Here is a 20,464-nt window from a genome sequence, read left to right on the forward strand (position 1 = left end):
TTAAACATTGCTTAAATAACACACAAAAGAGTAGCTAAAAACACGGAATCCATTGTTGTTTCTAGCTATTCTTTTTTAACACAACAAACATAGTCGAAATGCTTGACAATCGCCCACGAAGAATGGTATTATAACCAAGGTGCCTCTTCCTTCGTGACGAGGTATAGGAAATAGAAGCTGTTGCTAGGCTTTGGTCTATCAGCAATTTTATTTTAAAGAAAAAATGAACCACCTGGATGTGTGGCTCTAGAAATATCGGAAGGAGGAAACCAAAAAATGCCTACAATTAATCAATTAGTTCGCAAACCGCGTCAATCTAAAACTAAGAAATCAGACTCTCCAGCACTTAACAAAGGCCTAAATACTTTCAGAAGATCATTAACTGACGTATCATCTCCACAGAAACGTGGTGTATGTACTCGTGTTGGTACAATGACTCCGAAGAAACCTAACTCGGCGCTTCGTAAATACGCTCGTGTACGTTTGACTAACGGACTTGAAGTAACTGCTTATATCCCAGGTATCGGACATAACTTACAAGAACATAGTGTTGTACTTATTCGTGGTGGACGTGTTAAAGATTTACCGGGGGTACGTTACCATATCGTACGTGGTGCTCTAGATACAGCTGGTGTTGAAAATAGAGGACAAAGCCGTTCTAAATACGGAACTAAAAAACCTAAAAAATAATAAAAACTTTAGCAAGAATGCTGAAAAATAGTCATTATCGTGATTTATCGCCAAACCCAGTGTGTTGACAAATGCTTAGTTTCTAGGCAAAGTCGAGCACGGAAGCGGAGCGTACTAGTGTACGTGAGCATCGGAGCGGAGATTTTAACGACGAAAATGAGCGTTTGTCAGCACACGAATAAAAATCTTACTCTTTGAAAGGAGGATATCCAATGCCTCGTAAAGGTCCTGTTGTTAAACGTGACGTATTACCAGATCCAATGTACAATTCGAAATTGGTAACACGTCTAATCAATAAACTAATGATTGATGGTAAACGCGGAAAAGCGCAAACTATCATTTATTCAGCTTTCGATATCATCGCACAAGAAAGTGGAAAAGATCCTATGGAAGTGTTTGACGAAGCAATCAAGAACATCATGCCAGTTCTTGAAGTAAAAGCTCGCCGTGTTGGTGGAGCTAACTATCAAGTTCCGATTGAAGTTCGTCCTGACCGTCGTTCAACGCTAGGTCTACGTTGGTTAGTTAACTATTCACGTCTTCGTGGAGAAAAAACCATGGTAGAACGTCTTGCACACGAAATTCTTGATGCATCTAACAATGCCGGAGCTTCCGTTAAGAAACGTGAAGATACGCATAAAATGGCAGATGCAAACAGAGCATTCGCTCACTATCGCTGGTAAGATCTATCTTATCCGCGCGACTAGGTCAACGCTTGTTGCCTAACTAAATCGTTAATAATGGAAGGAGAAATACCCATGGCTAGAGAGTTCTCCTTAGAAAAGACGCGTAATATTGGTATTATGGCTCATATTGATGCTGGTAAAACCACTACTACTGAGCGTATCCTTTTCTATACAGGGCGTATTCATAAAATTGGTGAAACACATGAAGGTGCATCACAAATGGACTGGATGGAACAAGAACAAGAACGTGGTATTACGATCACATCCGCTGCGACAACTGCGCAATGGAAAGGTCACCGCGTAAACATTATCGATACACCAGGACACGTAGATTTCACTGTTGAAGTTGAACGTTCCCTTCGTGTACTTGATGGTGCTGTTGCCGTTCTAGATGCACAATCAGGTGTTGAACCACAAACCGAAACAGTTTGGCGCCAAGCAACTACTTACGGGGTTCCTCGTGTAGTATTTGTAAACAAAATGGATAAAATCGGTGCTGACTTCTTGTATTCTGTAGGTACATTACATGACCGTCTAGATGCAAATGCACACCCAATCCAATTACCAATCGGTGCGGAAGACACGTTTGAAGGTATCATTGACCTTGTGGAAATGAACGCTTTATACTACGTTGATGACGTAGGTAGCGATCCTGAAATTCGTGAAATCCCAGCTGACTTAAAAGAGCTTGCCGATGAATATCGTGCGAAGCTTGTTGAAGCGGTAGCTGACTTAGATGAAGATCTAATGATGAAATATCTTGAAGGTGAAGAGCCTACAAAAGAAGAATTGAAAGCTGGTATCCGTAAAGGAACACTTGCTGTTGAATTCTACCCTGTTGTATGTGGTACAGCATTCAAAAACAAAGGTGTTCAACCGATGCTTGATGCAGTACTAGATTACCTTCCAGCGCCAACTGATGTTGCTGCTATTAAAGGTATTTTACCGGACACAGAAGAAGAAGCGGAACGTCACCCAAGTGATGACGAGCCATTCTCCTCTCTTGCGTTTAAAGTTATGACTGACCCTTATGTTGGTCGTCTTACTTTCTTCCGCGTTTACTCAGGTACTTTGAACTCAGGTTCTTACGTTCAAAACTCATCTAAAGGTAAACGTGAACGTGTTGGACGTATCCTTCAAATGCACGCAAATCACCGTGAAGAGATTTCGATCGTATATTGTGGTGATATCGCTGCTGCTGTTGGCTTGAAAGACACAACTACTGGGGACACGCTATGTGATGAAAAGCAACAAATCATCTTGGAGTCCATGGAATTCCCAGAACCAGTTATCTCGGTTGCTATTGAGCCTAAATCAAAAGCCGATCAAGATAAAATGGGTCAAGCTCTTGCAAAACTTGCAGAAGAAGATCCAACATTCCGTACAGAGACTGACCAAGAAACTGGTCAAACAATCATCTCTGGTATGGGTGAGCTTCACTTAGATATCCTTGTTGACCGTATGCGTCGTGAGTTCAAGGTAGAAGCTAACGTGGGAGATCCACAAGTTTCTTATCGTGAAACATTCCGCCAATCTGCCCAAGTCGAAGGTAAATTCGTTCGTCAATCCGGTGGTCGTGGTCAATATGGTCACGTTTGGATCGAATTTGGTCCTAACGAAGAAGGAAAAGGCTTTGAATTCGAGAATGCTATTGTCGGTGGTGTTGTTCCGCGTGAATACATCCCAGCAGTTCAAGCAGGTCTTGAAGGCGCACTAGGTAATGGTGTACTTGCAGGATTCCCGCTAATCGATATTAAAGCAAAATTATATGACGGATCTTACCATGATGTCGATTCCAATGAAATGGCCTTTAAAGTGGCTGCTTCTATGGCTCTTCGTAACGCGGCTAAGAAATGTAATCCTGTCATCTTGGAACCAATGATGAATGTTGAAGTAATTGTACCTGAGGATTACCTTGGAGACATTATGGGTAACATCACATCTCGTCGTGGTCGTGTAGATGGTATGGAAGCACGCGGTAACGCTCAAGTTGTTCGTGCCTTCGTTCCACTTGCAAACATGTTTGGTTACGCTACGTACCTACGTTCAAGTACGCAAGGTCGCGGAGTTTATACTATGCAGTTTGATCACTATGAAGAAGTTCCAAAATCCGTTGGTGAAGAAATTATTAAAGCCAACGGCGGAAACAACAAAGAAGACTAGGTCAGCGAATCGACAAACGCTCATCTCCGTCGTTAATTCCTGCGTTCCGGTGCTCACGTACCGATGTACGCTCCGCTCCGGTACTCGAAATTGCTTAGAATCTAAGCATTTGTCGATCCGCTGAGGTGTAGCGTTACAGGCAAGTTTTGCGTATGAAGTGAACGATTAGCGATTGGATTGATTGCAAACTTTTGTTGTATCCTGTATAACTATAGTAACGAGATTCGCGCGGCATTGTCCGCGTGTTATCAATAATTTTTTTAAACATTAAGGAGGAAATATTAAAATGGCTAAAGAAAAATTTGACCGCTCAAAACCCCATGTTAACGTTGGTACTATCGGACACGTCGATCATGGTAAAACTACTTTAACAGCTGCAATCACTACAGTATTATCTAAAAAAGGTTTTGCAGAAGCTTCTGCATACGACCAAATCGATGGTGCTCCAGAAGAAAGAGAACGTGGTATCACAATCTCTACTGCTCACGTTGAGTATGAAACTGAAAACCGTCACTACGCACACGTAGATTGCCCAGGACATGCCGATTATGTTAAAAACATGATCACTGGTGCTGCGCAAATGGATGGTGGTATCTTAGTAGTATCTGCTGCTGATGGTCCAATGCCACAAACTCGTGAGCATATCTTGCTTTCACGTCAAGTTGGTGTTCCTTACCTTGTTGTCTTCATGAACAAATGTGACATGGTAGATGACGAAGAATTACTAGAATTAGTTGAAATGGAAATCCGTGATCTATTAACTGAATACGAATTCCCTGGCGACGATATTCCAGTAATCAAAGGTTCTGCTCTTAAAGCTCTTCAAGGTGAGCCAGAATGGGAAGAAAAAGTTAACGAACTTATGGACGCTGTGGATAGCTATATCCCAACTCCAACTCGTGACACTGACAAACCATTCATGATGCCAGTTGAGGATGTATTCTCAATCACTGGTCGTGGAACTGTTGCTACAGGTCGTGTTGAACGTGGACAAGTTAAAGTCGGTGACGAAGTTGAAGTTATCGGTCTTGTTGAAGAAACTAAGAAAATCGTTGTAACTGGAGTAGAAATGTTCCGTAAGTTACTTGATTACGCTGAAGCAGGCGACAACATTGGCGCACTTTTACGTGGTGTAGCTCGTGAAGATATCCAACGTGGCCAAGTACTAGCTAAGCCAGGTTCGATCACTCCACATACTACATTCAAAGCTGAAACGTATGTTTTATCAAAAGAAGAAGGTGGACGTCACACTCCATTCTTCAACAACTACCGTCCACAATTCTATTTCCGTACTACTGACGTAACAGGTATTGTTATGCTTCCAGAAGGTACTGAAATGGTTATGCCTGGCGATAACGTTGAGGTTTCTGTTGAACTAATCGCACCAGTTGCGATTGAAGAAGGTACTAAATTCTCTATCCGTGAGGGTGGACGTACTGTAGGCGCTGGAGTAGTAGCGACTATCTCTAAATAATTTCAACTTAAAAATCCGAACTCCTTTTTGGGGGTTCGGATTTTTTTCGTTCTAAATTAGAAAAAGAAACATGTAATCCGTTGAAGGACTAAATGTTTCTTTTTAGAATGGATGAAGTTAGCTCGTACATTTGATCGCGATACGCGCCTTGTGGAAGCTTCTTGATCTCGCGTAACGCCTTTTTAGTATATTTATCGGCGAGTGCAAAAGCTTGCTCTACGCCATTATATTTCGCTATTAGAGTGAGCAGTTGTTCAAGATCCGCATCTGTCATCTCTAGGCCTTTTTCAAGTAGTGGCTGGAATTCGGATTGATGTTTTTGCATCGCATAAATGAGCGGCAGTGTGTAGACGCCTTGCTTCACATCGTTTAAAACGGGCTTGCCTAAACCATCGTTCGAACTCGTGTAATCCAGAACATCATCGATAATTTGAAAAGCCATTCCGAGATAATGTCCGATATTCCAAGCATTGCGCACTTGAAAACGAGTAGCTTTACTTTGCGATGCACCAGAAAAAGTACTCAAAGCGAAAAGTTGCGCTGTTTTTCCGGAGATGCGAGATAAATATTGGCGCACGGTCACGTTAATATCATAACGCATCCGCATTTGATCCAATTCGCCCATCAAGATTTTTTCGATATTTTTGCTATTAAACTCAATGTTCTCAACAGAATTAGCATGACTCGATAGAATTTTAAAACAGATGCAGAAAAGATAATCTCCAGTGTAAACGGCATAATTACGTCCATATTTGGAGTGGATCGTTGGTACCCCGCGTCTTGTCGGCGCATCATCCACAACGTCATCATGGATCAGCGTCGCCATATGTAGGACTTCGAGGGCGCCTGCAACTGCAATAGCACGATCGCGATCACGATCAGGGCCGATTTGCGCTGCAAGTAAAGCATAAGCTGGGCGCAACAGTTTACCGCCAGCATGAATCAAGTCTTTCACATTTTTCTCGACTTGCTTATCTCTGATTTGGATACTTTTTTCGATAGTTGTGAGTACATCTTTTAAATCGGTTTGCAGATTTGGATAGGCGTCCCACATCGGGTGAAGTTGCATAATTCATCCTCATTTCGCTTAGTTTTGAATAGGTTCATTCGTTTTATTAAAAGCACGTAGCGTTTGCACATTTTTAATTAAATAGTTGGCCGCGATACCGACCGCAATCCCTGATAGTATACCGATAAACGAGAGGACTGGCAAGTAGAGCATGACGTTCCAGCTACCGGCAATCCAGCTTGCGATTACAAGTTGACCGACATTATGAAGAATTCCGCCAGTCGTGCTGACACCGATAATACTCACGCGTTTTGGCCCGAGTTTCTTCACTAACCACATACCACCAAAACTTAAAATTGCTCCGGCAGCGCTATACATAAATGTGGAGATTGTCCCGCCGAGCAGTGTCGCTAAAACCAGGCGGATACAAACGATCATAAAAGCATCTTTCGTGGATAGCGTGTACAGGGAAATACAAGTGATGATGTTCGCCAAACCAAGTTTAGCACCAGGCGCAAAGGCGAATGGAAAGGGTATCGCGCGCTCGAGTAAACTAATAACAACAGCTTGGGCGGCGAGTAAGGCAATATATACTAAACGCTTATTTTTAGTCATGTACACATCTCCTATTTTCAAAAAATCAGCCTAGGATGGAATCACGATACCATCATCAGGTTCTGTTTCGCCAGTTGTGGACTGGACTTCGATCACGACTTTATGTGGTAAACAAACGATGGTCTCGCCGAGCTTGCTAATAGAACCGACACGTACGCAGACCTGATCATTGCAGTTGGCCGCGCTAATCCGAATCTTTTCATCTTTGACTTCGATATCATTGTAATCACCGTCGTCGGCCTTGATTCTAAACGTCTCTTTTCCAGTATGACCAGTTAGATCTACGCTTTTATATTCTTTACCATCGACTTTAATAACAGCGACAAGTTTCGTCTCCGAACCAGGTGGGGCTGCAGGTTCTTGCGATTTTGCATATGTAAAAATAGCTAGAGGCAAAAAAGAAAGTACGGTCAAGAGAATAATAATAATAACATCCCAACGTTTCACCATATGTAGATATTCCTTCACGATTCTTTTCCCCCTCTAACTAGCTTTATTCCCATTGTAATACACTAGCGCAAAAATATATAGCGAAAGGCAGTTTTTTCGGCTGCCTTTCGCTATTTGAGTCAATCATATGAAATTACTTGTCGTGATAGATGGAACTTTCCTTGCCGTACCACCAGCGCCCGAGATGTTTTTGGAACCAAGGCATAGCCCAATAGTCTAAACCAAATGTACGTCCAGCGCCATTTAGTAAAGCGATCGAAGCAGGTAACGCCCAGAATTTGTCCCAACCAAGCATAGCGCAAAGGGTGAACATTACTAGGAAACCAGCGCTTCCGATACTAGCTAACCAAGTGAACAAACCAACCACAAGTGCAAGACCAATAGCAAGTTCTACAAACGGAACGACTTTTTGCATGAAAAGAGCAACGTCGAGATTTGGCATGATAAGTTTCATGATCCACTCAAACCAACCAGGCATATGCGCGAAAATTGGTGTTGTTACGTTTGTCGCAGCAGCACCAGCAGCATCGCCGGCCGCTTGTGACGCACCAGATGTCGCGTCTGTTTGCAACCACTCGAATGGCATTTTTGAAGTTGTTGCAGTTAACCATGAATCAGGTCCAAGCCCTTGGAATAACGGTTTGAGATTTGTCAGGCTAACTTTATCCCACGTGGTCTCACCGTAAATTTTAGAAAGAGCTTCGTCAACCCAGAACCAACCCACATAAATACGTAGGGGCAATGTCCAAAGAACGTTACCATAACGTGATGTCCAACCGCGGAAAATATTACGGTTGTCTTTAATGTGGAAGAATTCATGAGAAATGTATTGCGTCATGTAATAACCGCTACGGATACCGAAGAAGTAATACAAGTTAACCATATGTTTCATGAAAATAGCGAACCAACCGTGTAAGCGAAGACCGCCTAAGTTAGCGACACCGTATTTAGAACCGATGGAAACCATAACGCCGTGATATTTCCCCTTATAAGCTTCTTTTTCAGTTCCGCTGATTTCGGAAATGATGCTTTTCGCAGCAGTCATCCCAGTTTGCTCAGCAGCTTCTACGATTTGAGGTGTTGGTTTGCCTTCTTCCTCTTCGTAATAAGCTAAGTCACCGATAACATACGTGTTTTCGAATTTTTCAGCTTCCATGTATTCATTAACTTTCAAACGACCAGCGCGCGCAGTTTCCATACCATAATCTTTCGTATCGGAATTGGCACGAACACCAGCAGTCCAAATTAATGTATGCGTTGGAATTTCTTCGCCAGATTTAAGTACAATGCTTTCCGCTTTAACTTCAACGATTGCTGCGTTTTTCAGTATTTTAATACCTTTTTTCAGCATGAAGTCTTCCGCTTTTTGAGCATCTTTACGATCTAGCATGTTTAGAATCGTTGGTGCCGCTTCGACAACAATCAATTCAATTTCAGAAACATCGACTTTGTTATCTTTCGCAAGACGTGTTTTCCAGTCAAGCAATTCCCCAACCATTTCGATTCCAGTAAAACCAGAACCACAAATAGCAAAAGTAAGCATGGCTTTGCGTTTTTCTACATCTTGTACTTCCGATGCATCATGAACAATTGTCTCGATATGCTCGCGTAACTTAACCGCGTTTTCCCAAGACCAAAGTGTGAAACCATGTTCGCCAACACCAGGTGTTCCGAAATCATTAGGCTCGCCACCCATACCAAGAACGAGGTAATCAAAAGGATAGCTACCATGTTCTGTTGTAACAGTTTTCGTGTCATGATCAACATGTGTCACGTTATCTGTCACTAATTTCACTTTAGAACGATTAAACAAATGACGCAAATCGTACTGTATTGCTGTTGGTTCAACACGTCCCCCAGCTACTTCGTGCAATTCAGTCATCATCGTGTGATAGGAATGTCTATCAATTAACGTGATCGTTACCGAATCATCTTTCTTGTACTTTTTCGCTAATTTCTTAGCCGCATGTACACCTGCATATCCCGCCCCTATTATAACAATATTCTTTTCAGGCATATGCTTTCTCAACTCCTTGTAAGTATATTCACAAAAATTATAAGTCCTGTACTAAAAATTATAGTAATAACCTAACTCAGTTTAACAGATAGAACAACGACTGTCTAGGGTCTTTACCCTCAAAAAACGAGAAACAAACGTAATTTCGAGATGTAACCACTTCTCCCGCAATAAAACCCATTATGAGTGGTAAAATTTTTAAAAAGAACGAAAAAATAGGGAAGATATCGCTTTCTAAATGGATTACTTTTAAAAACATGCATACTGTGTGTAGACAATTTGGTACAATAATGGTATCATTTGAAGTGAATTAAGGTGAGCTTGTGTTTTGAATGAGAACGAATGTTCACATTCTCACAAGTAATATTTTAAAAGGTGGGAGCAAAATTATGAAGAAGAAAAAGTTAGCAATGGCCCTGACGGCAGTTATGGCATCAAGCATGTTGTTAGTAGCATGTGGAAACGATAACAGCAGCGACAGTAAATCATCAAGTGACAGCAAACAAACTGACACAAAGAAAACTGAAGCTAAAACGGACGGTACAATGACAGATGGTACTTACAAACTACAAGAAAAGAATTTTGACGACAAAGGTTGGAAAGGCTTCATGACAATCAAAGTCGACGGCAATAAAATTACAGAATCTGATTATAACTACAAAAACAAAGATGGCGATCTTAAAACTGATGACGCTGACTACGAGAAAAACATGAAAGCTAAAGTTGGAACTGGTCCACAAGAATACATTCCAGCATTGAATAAATCGCTAGTTTCGAAACAATCAGCTGCTGACGTTGAAGTAGTAACAGGGGCAACTCATTCATCTGATTCTTTCATTAACTACTCAAACCAATTGATCCAAGCGGCGCAACGTGCAGACACTGCGACAATTGAAATCAACAATGGTGCTAAACTAGAAGACGGTAAATATTCTCTAGAAGAACAAAATTATGCGAACAACTACCGTGTCGTGTTCAACATGGAAGTAAAAGATGGTAAAATCGCGACATCTGATTACAACTATGTAGACAAAGACGGCAAATTAAAAACAGACGACGCTGACTACGAGAAAAACATGAAAGCTAAAACTGGTGTGGGTCCACAAGAATACATTCCAACACTTAACAAAGCGCTTGTTGACAAACAAAACCCAGCAGACGTTGCAGTAGTAACTGGTGCGACACATTCATCTGACGCATTCAAAATCTACGCAGCACAACTTTACAACGCAGCTCAATCTGGTAACACAGATATGATTAAAGTTTACAACAAAGTAGACTCTGAGTAAGTAAACAAAATGTAAAACTATCAAGGGCTTCAGAGCGAAAACTCTGGAGCCTTTTTTGTTGGAAGCTAGCACCAGATTTCTGTTTTCTTGACAAAGGACTAGATCGACTATACATTAAAATAGCAATAATTATATTGATAAATACTATCCTAACCCGAAAGGTGTCACTCCAATGAAGAAATTCTATATTCTATTAACACTTGTGCTTTTAGCAATAGTCGCTACGGCTTGCGGAAACGACGATACAAAAGAAAGCAAAACAACAAAAGAATCAGATCCAGAAATCCTGTCCCAACCGTATACAAAAACTGATTTTCTGATGGGTACAATTAACGTTGTGAAAATCTATGACAAAGGGAAAGAATCCGTTTTGATGCCAGCGTTTGATCGAATTAAGGAACTAGATGCGCAAATTACGACGAGCGATAGCGCTAAAAAATCGGAAGTAGATAAAGTAAATTTGGCCGCAGGTAAAAACCCTGTAAAAGTGAACGACGACGTTTTCTATCTTATTAAAGAAGGATTGAAATACAGCGCTAGTTCAGATGGGAGTTTTGATATAACAATCGGTCCGCTTACTTCTCTATGGCATATCGGTTTTGACGATGCGAAGAAGCCAACGCAAGCAGAAATTGATGCTGTATTACCGCTGATTGATTATAAAAAAGTAAAACTTGATGAAGGCAAAAAGACAGTTTACCTTGAAAAAGCAGGCATGGAATTGGATCTTGGCGCGATTGCAAAAGGGTATATCGCGGATGAGGTAGAAGATGTATTGGATGCTAACAAAGTGACGACGGCGATCATTGACCTTGGCGGAAACATCATCGTAAAAGGAGACAGCCCTAAAGGTGGCGATTGGATGGTAGGTATTCAAGATCCCTTCTCCTCGCGCGGAACAATTATAGGCACTATACCAGAAGCGAACAAATCAATCGTAACTTCCGGTATTTACGAACGCTTTTTAGAGGTTGACGGCGTGAAATATCACCATATTTTAGATCCAGATACCGGTTATCCATTTGATAATGACATAGCAGGCGTGTCCATTGTATCCGAGAAATCGATCGACGGTGACGGCCTATCAACTGCGACATTCTCCAAAGGGATAAAAGGCGGTATGGAATTCATTGAAAAATATAAAGGCGTTGAAGCAATTTTTGTAAGTAAAGAGAAAAAAGTATACGAAACATCTGGCCTAAAAGGGAAGTTTAAGTTAACAGATAAGAATTTCCAGATGGCGAATTAAAAAGGAGTGTAAAACGTGTCGGTACCAGCTTTTTTTAAATTGGTAGAAATCCAAACGAAGATCGCTAGTGTTTTCCCATTCATTATAGGAACGTTATTCGTGGTATATCAATACGACCTATTTAGCTGGAAAAACACGCTGATCTTCTTTGGGTCCATGTTGATCTTTGACTTAACGACAACAGCGATTAACAATTACATGGACTATCGGAAGGCGACGAACAACCACGATTATGATTACCGGACGACGAGTAATGTGATTGGACAAGAGCGGATACCTGAAATAACAGTGATTATCACGATTTTCTTGATGTTTTTCATTGCGACGGGTCTGGGAGTTTGGTTAGTATTCGAGACAGATCTGTTAGTTTTACTCGTGGGCTTCATTTGCTTTTGCATAGGTATTTTGTATACATTTGGCCCTGTGCCACTTTCCCGTATGCCACTTGGAGAAATATTCTCGGGTGTGACAATGGGTTTTGGCATCGTATTTCTGGCGATTTATGTCAACGCATATGACGCGGGTATCGCAAACTTGATTTGGTCAGGCGAATGGGTTACTGTGAGAGTGAATCTGATTGAGATAATCCGAATTGCTGTGATCTCGTTGCCGTGCATCTTCACAATTGCTAACATCATGCTAGCAAACAATATCTGTGATCTAGACGAAGATATTCGAAATCACCGCTACACATTGCCGTACTACATTAGTAAAAAGTATGCCGTACTATTATTCAATGCGCTTTACTATGCTTCATTTGTAGCGATTATTGTTGCCGTAGCCATCGGTTTCCTAAGTCCGATTATGTTGCTAACCTTAATCGCTCTCATTCCGGTATTTAAAAATCTACAGAAATTCAACGCAGAGCAAGTCAAAGCGAAAACATTCGTTATCTCCATCAAAAATTTTGTAGTAACGAATAGTGCGATTGTCGTATTTCTGGCGGCTAGTCTTATTTTTAAAAATATGTAATATAGAAAGAAAGGGGATTTCTGATGATAGACAAATTAATATTTGGGCGCTTCATGCCTGGGGAATCCCTTATTCATCGATTAGACGCAAGAACGAAATTGATCGCTGGTTTTTATTTTATCGGGATACTATTTTTAGCAAACAATTGGCAGACATACTTGTTGCTCACTTTATTTACGTTCTTCGTGATTGCGCTGACAGGCATATCGTACCGCTTCTTTATAAAAGGCGTTAAACCACTGATTTGGCTTATCCTTTTCACGGTGCTACTTCAAGCGTTGTTCACGAGTGGAGGAACGATCTATTTCACTTGGGGGCCATTTGCGATCTCCTCATTCGGCCTGATCAACGGCGTGTTCGTGTTCATTCGTTTTGTGCTGATAATCTTCATATCTACCGTAATCACGCTCACAACGACTCCTATGGACCTAACAGATGCCATTGCGTACATACTGCGCCCGTTTAAAATATTCAAGATGCCAGTCCAAGATATCGCACTCATGATTTCTGTTGCGCTCAGGTTCATTCCAACATTAATGGAAGAAACCGATAAAATAATGAAAGCACAAAAAGCGAGAGGCGTTGAGTTTGGCGAGGGGAATCTCTTCGTGCAAATGAAAGTCGTCGTTCCAATCTTCATCCCACTGTTCGTTAGTTCCTTCAATAGAGCGGAAGACATGGCTGATGCAATGGAAGCTCGTGGCTACCAAGGCGACAAGAAAAGAACTAGATTTCGAATTTTGCATTGGCACTGGTGTGACTTAGTAGCAGGTGTCGTACTTGTTGCATTAACAACTGCGCTAGTTATGCTTAGAATATCGTAATAATGAAAAGACTGGATCAGCGACAATGTTTCCAGTCTTTTTCAATGTTAAAAATGAAATAAAATGCCGTAATATAAGCGTCATAAAACTTTTTAAAGAAAATCGTTGAAATTACTAGCACGGACGTGTATAATAGATAAAGTGCAAATGAACAGGCATTGGTCTGTCTATTTCGTGCCACACCCCCACTGGTTGGGGCTGTAGATGTGATGAAGTGAGAGGTTGCTGACACACCCGGCCGCTTTGCCATGGCGAGTGTTCAGGAGATTTTCACGGAGAATGTCTATTTTGAAAATAGGCGAAAAGGAGGGAAAATTATGGCAAAACAAAAAATTCGTATTCGTTTAAAAGCGTATGATCACCGTATCTTGGATCAATCGGCTGAGAAAATTGTAGAAACTGCGAAACGTTCTGGTGCTTCTGTATCTGGTCCGATTCCACTTCCAACTGAGAAGTCAATCTACACAATCTTGCGTGCGGTTCATAAATACAAAGATTCACGTGAGCAATTCGAAATGCGTACACACAAACGTTTAATCGATATCGTTAATCCAACACCACAAACTGTTGATAGCCTTATGCGTTTAGACTTACCAAGCGGTGTGGACATCGAAATCAAACTATAAATAAAAATTTAATTAAACAGGAGGTGTGACTCATGACCAAAGGAATCTTAGGTAGAAAAGTAGGGATGACACAAGTTTTCACTGAAAACGGCGAACTTATTCCAGTAACAGTAATCGAAGCAGGTGCTAACGTAGTACTTCAAAAGAAAACTGTTGAGACAGACGGATATGAAGCAATTCAAATCGGTTTCGAGGATAAACGCGAAAAATTGTCAAACAAACCCGAAAAAGGTCATGTAGAAAAAGCCAATACTACTCCTAAGCGCTTCATTCGCGAATTACGCGATGTAAACTTAGACGAGTATGAGATTGGTGCAGAAATTAAAGTAGACGTATTCGCAGAAGGTGACATCGTTGACGCGACAGGCGTATCGAAAGGTAAAGGCTTCCAGGGTGTTATTAAACGCCACGGTCAATCCCGTGGACCAATGTCCCATGGTTCGCGTTACCATCGTCGCCCAGGTTCAATGGGTCCAGTAGCACCTAACCGTGTATTCAAAAATAAATTACTTCCAGGTCGTATGGGTGGAGATCAAATCACTATCCAAAACCTAGAAATCGTCAAAGTTGATGTTGAGAAAAATGTTATTTTAGTAAAAGGAAACGTTCCAGGAGCTAAAAAAGCACTTATCCAAATCAAAACAGCTAACAAATCAAGATAATTTAATTGGAAAGGAGGACTAACAAATGCCCAACGTAGCTTTATTGAAACAAGATGGAACAAAAGCTGGCGAAATTACACTTAACGATACTATTTTCGGTATTGAACCAAATGAAAAAGTGGTTGTTGATGTAATTTTGAGTCAACGAGCTTCCTTACGTCAAGGAACTCATAAAGTAAAAGGCCGCTCAGAAGTACGCGGCGGTGGACGTAAACCATGGCGTCAAAAAGGTACAGGTCGTGCCCGTCAAGGTTCGATTCGTTCCCCACAATGGCGTGGAGGTGGAGTCGTATTCGGCCCAACACCACGTAGCTATGCTTACAAATTACCTAAGAAAGTTCGTCGTTTAGCGATCAAATCGATCCTTTCTTCTAAAGTAAAAGAAGACGGCTTAGTAGTACTTGAAGGTTTAACTTTCTCAGCTCCTAAGACTAAAGAATTCACGGCTTTCCTTAAAAATATTTCTGTAGATACAAAAGCATTGGTAGTAGTTGCCGATGAAAGTGAAAATGTAGAATTATCTGCACGTAACTTACAAGGCATTAAAGTTATTCCAGCTCAAAGTATCTCAGTACTAGATGTTGCTAAATATGATAAGTTAATTATCACAAAAGCAGCTCTTGAACAAGTAGAGGAGGTGCTTGCATAATGGATGCACGCGACATCATTAAGCGCCCAATTATCACTGAGCAATCAACAAGTGTTTTAGACGACAAAAAATATACATTTGAAGTTGATACACGCGCTACTAAAACACACGTAAAAAAAGCTATCGAAGAAATTTTCGAAGTTAAAGTGTCGAAAGTAAACGTAATGAACTACAAAGGTAAATTGAAACGTATGGGCCGTTACGCTGGCTATACAAACAAGCGTCGTAAAGCTATCGTGACACTTACTGCCGATAGCAAAGAAATCCAATTTTTCGAAGTTTAATACTTCTATGAATTGAACTAATAGAGGAGGGAATACAATGGCGATTAAAAAGTATAAACCTACCACAAACGGCCGTCGTCACATGACGAGTTCAGATTTTGCTGAGATTACTACAAGTACTCCAGAAAAAGCTTTGCTACGTCCTCTGAAAAAGAAGGCTGGTCGTAATAACCAAGGTAAGTTAACTGTTCGTCATCACGGTGGAGGACATAAACGTCAATACCGCGTGATCGATTTCAAACGTAATAAAGATGGTATTCCAGGACGCGTTGCTACGATCGAATACGATCCTAACCGTTCTGCTAACATCGCATTAATTCACTACGTTGATGGAGAAAAACGCTACATCATCGCAGCGAAAGGCTTAGAAGTAGGCCAAACAATTTACTCAGGCTCAGAAGCGGATATCAAAGTTGGTAATGCATTAGAACTTAAAGATATTCCAGTCGGTACTGTTATTCACAATATCGAAATGAAACCTGGTAAAGGTGGACAATTAGTACGTTCTGCTGGAACAAGTGCTCAAGTGCTTGGTAAAGAAGGTAAATACGTATTAATCCGTCTTAACTCTGGTGAGGTTCGTATGATTCTTTCTACTTGTCGTGCTACTATCGGCCAAGTTGGTAACGAACAACACGAACTTATCAACATTGGTAAAGCAGGTCGTTCACGTTGGATGGGTAAACGCCCAACTGTCCGTGGATCTGTAATGAACCCGAACGATCACCCACACGGTGGTGGTGAAGGTAAAGCACCAATCGGACGTAAATCACCAATGTCTCCTTGGGGTAAACCAACACTTGGTTACAAAACTCGTAAGAAAAACAATAACTCCGATAAATTTATCGTACGTCGTCGTAAGAAAAAATAATTGGATTTGTAATTTAAACGAATTTATAGGTAGCAGGAACGGGCAAGCTCAAGCTTTCCGATTCCTGACTATGCGAAGGGAGGTTCCGACATGGGTCGTAGCTTGAAAAAAGGACCTTTTGTAGATGATCATTTGATGAAAAAAGTTGAGGCAGCTGATGCAAGCGAAAAGAAACAAGTTATTAAAACTTGGTCTCGTCGCTCAACGATTTTCCCAGTATTTGTTGGACAAACGATTGCTGTATATGATGGTCGCAAACACGTTCCAGTCTATATCCAAGAAGATATGGTAGGACATAAATTAGGTGAATTTGCACCAACTCGTACGTACCGCGGTCATGCGGGCGACGATAAAAAAACAAAACGTTAATTGAGAGGAGGATATCCTGATGACAACTGCAAAAGCCGTTGCAAGAACTGTTCGTATTGCTCCGCGTAAAGTTAGACTCGTAATGGATCTAGTACGTGGTAAGCAAGTCGGTGAAGCCGTTGCTATTTTAAAACTTACTCCAAAAGCAGCTTCTCCGATTATCGAAAAAGTTTTAAAATCAGCAGTCGCAAACGCTGAACATAATTATGATTTAGATGTAAACAACTTAGTAATTTCTGAGGCATTCGTTGACGAAGGCCCAACATTGAAACGTTTCCGTCCACGTGCAATGGGACGCGCAAGCGCAATAAATAAACGTACAAGCCACATCACAGTCGTGGTATCTGAAGTCGAGGAGGGATAATTCGTGGGCCAAAAAATACATCCAATCGGTATGCGTGTAGGTATCATTCGTGATTGGGATTCAAAATGGTATGCTGGTAAAGAATACGCGAACTTCTTACATGAAGATATACGTATCCGTGATTATATCGCGAAAAACTTATCAGATGCTTCTGTATCTCGTATCGAAATCGAACGCGCTGCAAGCCGTGTAAACGTCACTATCCATACTGCTAAACCAGGAATGGTTATCGGTAAAGGTGGATCTGAGGTTGAATCTTTACGTAAAAACTTAAATGAACTTACAGGTAAAAAAGTTCATATCAATATCGTAGAAATCAAAAGAGCAGATCTTGATGCTAAATTAGTAGCAGAAGGTATCGCTCGCCAATTAGAAAGCCGTGTATCGTTCCGTCGTGCACAAAAACAAGCAATCCAACGCACTATGCGTGCAGGAGCTCGTGGTATTAAAACGCAAGTTTCTGGTCGTTTAGGTGGAGCGGATATCGCTCGTTCAGAACATTACAGTGAAGGAACAGTTCCTCTTCATACATTGCGTGCCGACATCGACTACGCATGGGAAGAAGCTGACACAACTTATGGTAAACTAGGCGTTAAAGTCTGGATCTACCGTGGTGAAGTCCTTCCTACGAAGAAAACAAATGTGGAAGGAGGAAAATAATAATGTTAGTTCCAAAACGTGTAAAATACCGTCGTGAGTTCCGTGGTAACATGCGTGGACGCGCAAAAGGCGGAACAGAAGTAGCATTTGGTGAGTTTGGTCTTCAAGCAGTTGATGCTTCATGGATCACTAACCGTCAAATCGAAGCTGCCCGTATTGCAATGACTCGTTACATGAAACGTGGCGGTAAAGTTTGGATTAAAATTTTCCCTCATAAATCTTACACATCTAAGCCAATCGGCGTTCGGATGGGTAAAGGTAAAGGTGCTCCGGAAGGTTGGGTAAGCCCAGTTAAACGTGGCAAAATCATGTTCGAAATCGCAGGTGTACCTGAAGAAGTAGCGCGTGAAGCATTACGTCTTGCAGCACATAAATTACCTGTTAAAACAAAAATCGTGAAACGCGAAGAAATTGGTGGTGAAGCAAATGAAAGCAACTGATATCCGTGAATTGTCCACTACTGAAATTCAAGATAAAGAAAAATCTCTTAAAGAAGAGCTTTTCAACTTGCGCTTTCAATTAGCTACTGGCCAATTGGAAAACACTGCACGTATTCGTGAAGTACGTAAAGCGATCGCACGTATGAAAACAATCGTTCGTGAAAGAGAACTTGCCTAAAATTTAATTCAGGAGGAGGTTTTAATACATGTCTGAACGTAACCAACGTAAAGTCTATACAGGACGTGTTGTATCCGACAAAATGGATAAAACAATCACTGTCGTTGTTGAAACGTATAAGAAACACTCGCTTTATGGCAAGCGCGTGAAGTATTCTAAAAAATTCAAAGCTCATGATGAAAATAATGTAGCTAAAGCAGGCGACTTAGTTCGTATCGCAGAAACTCGTCCATTATCGGCGACTAAACGTTTCCGCTTACTAGAAGTTGTTGAAGAAGCTGTAGTAGTTTAAATCGTGAACCATAATAATAAAAATATTACTGGGAAAAATAAATTTCCTGTTTGTATGTCTGGAAGGAGGATATCCTAATGATTCAACAAGAAAGTCGTTTGAAAGTCGCTGATAACTCTGGTGCTCGTGAAGTATTAACAATTAAAGTACTTGGCGGATCAGGACGCAAAACTGCGAACATTGGTGACGTAATCGTGTGTACTGTTAAACAAGCAACACCAGGTGGCGTTGTCAAAAAAGGTGAAGTAGTTAGAGCGGTTATCGTTCGTACTAAGAGTGGAGCGCGTCGTCAAGATGGTTCTTACATCAAATTTGATGAAAATGCATGTGTAATAATCCGTGATGATAAAAGTCCTCGTGGAACACGTATTTTTGGACCTGTTGCTCGCGAACTTCGTGAAAGCAACTTTATGAAGATCGTTTCTTTAGCTCCAGAAGTTCTTTAAAATACACTAGTTTCAATTCTCAAGGAGGTGCTAGACCCAATGCATGTCAAAAAAGGTGATAAAGTTCAAGTTATTACTGGTAAAGATAAAGGTAAATCCGGCAAAATTATCGCTGCGTTCCCTAAAAAAGATCGCGTGATCGTTGAAGGACTTAACATGGTTAAAAAACATACAAAACCATCAAACGTTAACCCGCAAGGTGGAATTTTAAATGTTGAAGCACCGATTCACGTATCTAACGTAATGCTTATCGATCCAAAAACTGGTGAACCGACTCGTGTGAGCCGCGAAATCAAGGATGGTAAAAAAGTACGCGTAGCTAAAAAATCCGGTGAAGTTATAAAAGACGCAACTAAATAAAAAGTATTTGAGGAAGGAGGGAATATTACATGAATCGCCTTAAAGATCGTTATCTTAAGGAAATTGTTCCTGCTCTAATGAGCAAATTCAATTATGACTCCGTAATGGAGGTACCAAAAATCGACAAAATCGTAATCAACACTGGTGTTGGTGATGCAACAGCAAATGCGAAAGTTTTGGATAGTGCAGTGGAAGAGTTAGCTCTAATCACTGGTCAAAAACCTGTAATCACAAAAGCGAAAAATTCAATCGCTGGTTTCCGTCTTCGTGAAGGAATGCCAATCGGTGCGAAAGTAACGCTACGTGGAGACCGCATGTATGATTTCTTAGACAAATTAATTACTGTATCTTTACCACGTGTACGTGATTTCCGTGGGGTTTCTAAAAAAGCCTTTGACGGTCGCGGTAACTACACGCTAGGTGTTAGAGAACAATTAATTTTCCCTGAAATTGATTACGATAAAGTAAGTAAAGTTCGCGGAATGGACGTAGTAATCGTTACTACTGCTAAATCTGACGAAGAATCAAAAGAATTACTGACACAAGTTGGAATGCCGTTTCAAAAGTAATCCAAATAGTAATCAATAAATAAGTAGGGAGGCGCAAACGTGGCTAAAAAATCAATGATCGCGAAGCAAAAACGCACACCGAAACATCCTGTTCAAGCTTACACTCGTTGTGAACGTTGTGGTCGTCCACATTCCGTTATTCGCAAATTTAGACTATGCCGTATCTGCTTCCGTGAACTTGCCTATAAAGGACAAATTCCCGGCGTCAGAAAAGCAAGCTGGTAAAAACCCAATAATGGGAAGGAGGTAAATTTTT

The 20,464-nt window shown here is 41.0% G+C and carries 27 protein-coding genes; 23 read left to right on the forward strand and 4 right to left on the reverse strand.

Going from position 1 to position 20,464, the window contains the following annotated elements; genetic code table 11:
* Positions 1-276 precede the first annotated feature (276 nt).
* From rpsL to tuf, 4 genes are all read left to right on the forward strand, one after another.
* Positions 277-690, forward strand: coding sequence for a 30S ribosomal protein S12 (rpsL, locus tag UE46_RS01670; protein WP_036060238.1), 414 nt, complete (start codon positions 277-279; stop codon positions 688-690).
* Positions 691-902: 212 nt separating this feature from the next.
* The gene (gene rpsG / locus UE46_RS01675) at positions 903-1,373 is read left to right on the forward strand and encodes a 30S ribosomal protein S7 (protein ID WP_036060241.1); all 471 of its coding nucleotides are present in this window, start codon (positions 903-905) and stop codon (positions 1,371-1,373) included.
* A 75-nt stretch (positions 1,374-1,448) separates the two neighbouring features.
* Positions 1,449-3,539, forward strand: coding sequence for an elongation factor G (gene fusA / locus UE46_RS01680; protein WP_036060243.1), 2,091 nt, complete (start codon positions 1,449-1,451; stop codon positions 3,537-3,539).
* A 286-nt stretch (positions 3,540-3,825) separates the two neighbouring features.
* Positions 3,826-5,013, forward strand: coding sequence for an elongation factor Tu (gene tuf / locus UE46_RS01685; protein WP_036060245.1), 1,188 nt, complete (start codon positions 3,826-3,828; stop codon positions 5,011-5,013).
* Positions 5,014-5,101: 88 nt separating this feature from the next.
* Here the strand turns inward: tuf and UE46_RS01690 are convergent, their stop codons facing one another.
* From UE46_RS01690 to UE46_RS01705, 4 genes are all read right to left on the reverse strand, one after another.
* A complete protein-coding gene (locus tag UE46_RS01690) occupies positions 5,102-6,082 on the reverse strand; it encodes a polyprenyl synthetase family protein (protein WP_036060246.1) in 981 nt (326 codons plus the stop codon).
* Between the two features lie 18 nt (positions 6,083-6,100).
* Entirely contained in the window at positions 6,101-6,637 is a 537-nt protein-coding gene (gene eetB, locus UE46_RS01695) for a flavinylation system FAD exporter subunit EetB (protein ID WP_036060247.1), read from the reverse strand.
* A gap of 30 nt (positions 6,638-6,667) precedes the next feature.
* Positions 6,668-7,105, reverse strand: a complete 438-nt coding sequence (locus tag UE46_RS01700) for a NusG domain II-containing protein (protein ID WP_036060248.1) — start codon at positions 7,103-7,105, stop codon at positions 6,668-6,670.
* Between the two features lie 115 nt (positions 7,106-7,220).
* Entirely contained in the window at positions 7,221-9,104 is a 1,884-nt protein-coding gene (locus tag UE46_RS01705) for an FAD-dependent oxidoreductase (RefSeq protein ID WP_036060249.1), read from the reverse strand.
* Between the two features lie 389 nt (positions 9,105-9,493).
* On the opposite strand from UE46_RS01705, the gene pplA reads away from it, so the two are divergent.
* The 19 genes from pplA to UE46_RS01800 all read left to right on the forward strand — a co-directional run bounded on the left by pplA (position 9,494) and on the right by UE46_RS01800 (position 20,433).
* Entirely contained in the window at positions 9,494-10,393 is a 900-nt protein-coding gene (pplA, locus tag UE46_RS01710; protein ID WP_036060346.1) for an extracellular electron transfer flavoprotein PplA, read from the forward strand.
* Positions 10,394-10,565: 172 nt separating this feature from the next.
* Positions 10,566-11,642, forward strand: coding sequence for an FAD:protein FMN transferase (locus tag UE46_RS01715; protein WP_036060250.1), 1,077 nt, complete (start codon positions 10,566-10,568; stop codon positions 11,640-11,642).
* Between the two features lie 15 nt (positions 11,643-11,657).
* Positions 11,658-12,614, forward strand: a complete 957-nt coding sequence (gene menA / locus UE46_RS01720) for a 1,4-dihydroxy-2-naphthoate polyprenyltransferase (RefSeq protein WP_036060251.1) — start codon at positions 11,658-11,660, stop codon at positions 12,612-12,614.
* Positions 12,615-12,637: 23 nt separating this feature from the next.
* Positions 12,638-13,438, forward strand: a complete 801-nt coding sequence (gene fmnA / locus UE46_RS01725) for an FAD export ECF transporter transmembrane subunit FmnA (protein ID WP_036060252.1) — start codon at positions 12,638-12,640, stop codon at positions 13,436-13,438.
* 317 nt (positions 13,439-13,755) lie between these two features.
* On the forward strand, positions 13,756-14,064 hold the full coding sequence (gene rpsJ / locus UE46_RS01730; RefSeq protein ID WP_036065498.1) for a 30S ribosomal protein S10: 309 nt from the start codon (positions 13,756-13,758) through the stop codon (positions 14,062-14,064).
* A gap of 32 nt (positions 14,065-14,096) precedes the next feature.
* Positions 14,097-14,726: a 50S ribosomal protein L3 gene (gene rplC, locus UE46_RS01735; protein WP_036060254.1), complete on the forward strand. Its 630-nt coding sequence runs from the start codon at positions 14,097-14,099 to the stop codon at positions 14,724-14,726.
* A 25-nt stretch (positions 14,727-14,751) separates the two neighbouring features.
* Positions 14,752-15,375 carry a 50S ribosomal protein L4 gene (gene rplD, locus UE46_RS01740; protein WP_036060256.1) on the forward strand — a complete coding sequence of 208 codons (624 nt, stop codon included), beginning with the start codon at positions 14,752-14,754 and terminating at the stop codon, positions 15,373-15,375.
* The gene (rplW, locus tag UE46_RS01745; RefSeq protein ID WP_036060257.1) at positions 15,375-15,659 is read left to right on the forward strand and encodes a 50S ribosomal protein L23; all 285 of its coding nucleotides are present in this window, start codon (positions 15,375-15,377) and stop codon (positions 15,657-15,659) included. The genes rplD and rplW overlap by 1 nt, the downstream gene beginning before the upstream one ends.
* Positions 15,660-15,696: 37 nt before the next feature.
* Complete coding sequence (gene rplB, locus UE46_RS01750) at positions 15,697-16,530, forward strand: 50S ribosomal protein L2 (protein ID WP_036060259.1); 834 nt, start codon at positions 15,697-15,699, stop codon at positions 16,528-16,530.
* Between the two features lie 90 nt (positions 16,531-16,620).
* Complete coding sequence (gene rpsS / locus UE46_RS01755; RefSeq protein WP_036060262.1) at positions 16,621-16,899, forward strand: 30S ribosomal protein S19; 279 nt, start codon at positions 16,621-16,623, stop codon at positions 16,897-16,899.
* A gap of 19 nt (positions 16,900-16,918) precedes the next feature.
* Positions 16,919-17,263 carry a 50S ribosomal protein L22 gene (rplV, locus tag UE46_RS01760; protein ID WP_036060263.1) on the forward strand — a complete coding sequence of 115 codons (345 nt, stop codon included), beginning with the start codon at positions 16,919-16,921 and terminating at the stop codon, positions 17,261-17,263.
* 3 nt (positions 17,264-17,266) lie between these two features.
* Entirely contained in the window at positions 17,267-17,923 is a 657-nt protein-coding gene (gene rpsC / locus UE46_RS01765) for a 30S ribosomal protein S3 (RefSeq protein WP_036060265.1), read from the forward strand.
* 2 nt (positions 17,924-17,925) lie between these two features.
* A complete protein-coding gene (gene rplP / locus UE46_RS01770) occupies positions 17,926-18,363 on the forward strand; it encodes a 50S ribosomal protein L16 (protein WP_036060267.1) in 438 nt (145 codons plus the stop codon).
* Complete coding sequence (gene rpmC / locus UE46_RS01775) at positions 18,350-18,541, forward strand: 50S ribosomal protein L29 (protein WP_036060270.1); 192 nt, start codon at positions 18,350-18,352, stop codon at positions 18,539-18,541. The genes rplP and rpmC overlap by 14 nt, the downstream gene beginning before the upstream one ends.
* Before the next feature lie 28 nt (positions 18,542-18,569).
* Entirely contained in the window at positions 18,570-18,833 is a 264-nt protein-coding gene (gene rpsQ / locus UE46_RS01780) for a 30S ribosomal protein S17 (protein ID WP_036060273.1), read from the forward strand.
* A gap of 77 nt (positions 18,834-18,910) precedes the next feature.
* Positions 18,911-19,279, forward strand: coding sequence for a 50S ribosomal protein L14 (gene rplN / locus UE46_RS01785; protein WP_036060275.1), 369 nt, complete (start codon positions 18,911-18,913; stop codon positions 19,277-19,279).
* Positions 19,280-19,318: 39 nt separating this feature from the next.
* The gene (gene rplX, locus UE46_RS01790) at positions 19,319-19,639 is read left to right on the forward strand and encodes a 50S ribosomal protein L24 (RefSeq protein ID WP_036060277.1); all 321 of its coding nucleotides are present in this window, start codon (positions 19,319-19,321) and stop codon (positions 19,637-19,639) included.
* A 29-nt stretch (positions 19,640-19,668) separates the two neighbouring features.
* Positions 19,669-20,208: a 50S ribosomal protein L5 gene (gene rplE / locus UE46_RS01795; protein WP_036060279.1), complete on the forward strand. Its 540-nt coding sequence runs from the start codon at positions 19,669-19,671 to the stop codon at positions 20,206-20,208.
* 39 nt (positions 20,209-20,247) lie between these two features.
* Positions 20,248-20,433 carry a type Z 30S ribosomal protein S14 gene (locus tag UE46_RS01800; RefSeq protein WP_077912491.1) on the forward strand — a complete coding sequence of 62 codons (186 nt, stop codon included), beginning with the start codon at positions 20,248-20,250 and terminating at the stop codon, positions 20,431-20,433.
* Positions 20,434-20,464 lie beyond the last annotated feature (31 nt).

This window comes from Listeria weihenstephanensis, assembly GCF_003534205.1.
Classification (GTDB): domain Bacteria; phylum Bacillota; class Bacilli; order Lactobacillales; family Listeriaceae; genus Listeria_A; species Listeria_A weihenstephanensis.

Excerpts from the sequence above, each read along its gene's own strand:
- rpsL (WP_036060238.1), top strand. The coding sequence starts at position 277 with ATGCCTACAATTAATCAATTAGTTCGCAAACCGCGTCAATCTAAAACT.
- rpsG (WP_036060241.1), top strand. The coding sequence starts at position 903 with ATGCCTCGTAAAGGTCCTGTTGTTAAACGTGACGTATTACCAGATCCA.
- fusA (WP_036060243.1), top strand. The coding sequence starts at position 1,449 with ATGGCTAGAGAGTTCTCCTTAGAAAAGACGCGTAATATTGGTATTATG.
- tuf (WP_036060245.1), top strand. The coding sequence starts at position 3,826 with ATGGCTAAAGAAAAATTTGACCGCTCAAAACCCCATGTTAACGTTGGT.
- UE46_RS01690 (WP_036060246.1), bottom strand. The coding sequence starts at position 6,082 with ATGCAACTTCACCCGATGTGGGACGCCTATCCAAATCTGCAAACCGAT.
- eetB (WP_036060247.1), bottom strand. The coding sequence starts at position 6,637 with ATGACTAAAAATAAGCGTTTAGTATATATTGCCTTACTCGCCGCCCAA.
- UE46_RS01705 (WP_036060249.1), bottom strand. The coding sequence starts at position 9,104 with ATGCCTGAAAAGAATATTGTTATAATAGGGGCGGGATATGCAGGTGTA.
- pplA (WP_036060346.1), top strand. The coding sequence starts at position 9,494 with ATGAAGAAGAAAAAGTTAGCAATGGCCCTGACGGCAGTTATGGCATCA.
- UE46_RS01715 (WP_036060250.1), top strand. The coding sequence starts at position 10,566 with ATGAAGAAATTCTATATTCTATTAACACTTGTGCTTTTAGCAATAGTC.
- fmnA (WP_036060252.1), top strand. The coding sequence starts at position 12,638 with ATGATAGACAAATTAATATTTGGGCGCTTCATGCCTGGGGAATCCCTT.
- rpsJ (WP_036065498.1), top strand. The coding sequence starts at position 13,756 with ATGGCAAAACAAAAAATTCGTATTCGTTTAAAAGCGTATGATCACCGT.
- rplC (WP_036060254.1), top strand. The coding sequence starts at position 14,097 with ATGACCAAAGGAATCTTAGGTAGAAAAGTAGGGATGACACAAGTTTTC.
- rplD (WP_036060256.1), top strand. The coding sequence starts at position 14,752 with ATGCCCAACGTAGCTTTATTGAAACAAGATGGAACAAAAGCTGGCGAA.
- rplW (WP_036060257.1), top strand. The coding sequence starts at position 15,375 with ATGGATGCACGCGACATCATTAAGCGCCCAATTATCACTGAGCAATCA.
- rplB (WP_036060259.1), top strand. The coding sequence starts at position 15,697 with ATGGCGATTAAAAAGTATAAACCTACCACAAACGGCCGTCGTCACATG.
- rpsS (WP_036060262.1), top strand. The coding sequence starts at position 16,621 with ATGGGTCGTAGCTTGAAAAAAGGACCTTTTGTAGATGATCATTTGATG.
- rplV (WP_036060263.1), top strand. The coding sequence starts at position 16,919 with ATGACAACTGCAAAAGCCGTTGCAAGAACTGTTCGTATTGCTCCGCGT.
- rplP (WP_036060267.1), top strand. The coding sequence starts at position 17,926 with ATGTTAGTTCCAAAACGTGTAAAATACCGTCGTGAGTTCCGTGGTAAC.
- rpmC (WP_036060270.1), top strand. The coding sequence starts at position 18,350 with ATGAAAGCAACTGATATCCGTGAATTGTCCACTACTGAAATTCAAGAT.
- rpsQ (WP_036060273.1), top strand. The coding sequence starts at position 18,570 with ATGTCTGAACGTAACCAACGTAAAGTCTATACAGGACGTGTTGTATCC.
- rplN (WP_036060275.1), top strand. The coding sequence starts at position 18,911 with ATGATTCAACAAGAAAGTCGTTTGAAAGTCGCTGATAACTCTGGTGCT.
- rplX (WP_036060277.1), top strand. The coding sequence starts at position 19,319 with ATGCATGTCAAAAAAGGTGATAAAGTTCAAGTTATTACTGGTAAAGAT.
- rplE (WP_036060279.1), top strand. The coding sequence starts at position 19,669 with ATGAATCGCCTTAAAGATCGTTATCTTAAGGAAATTGTTCCTGCTCTA.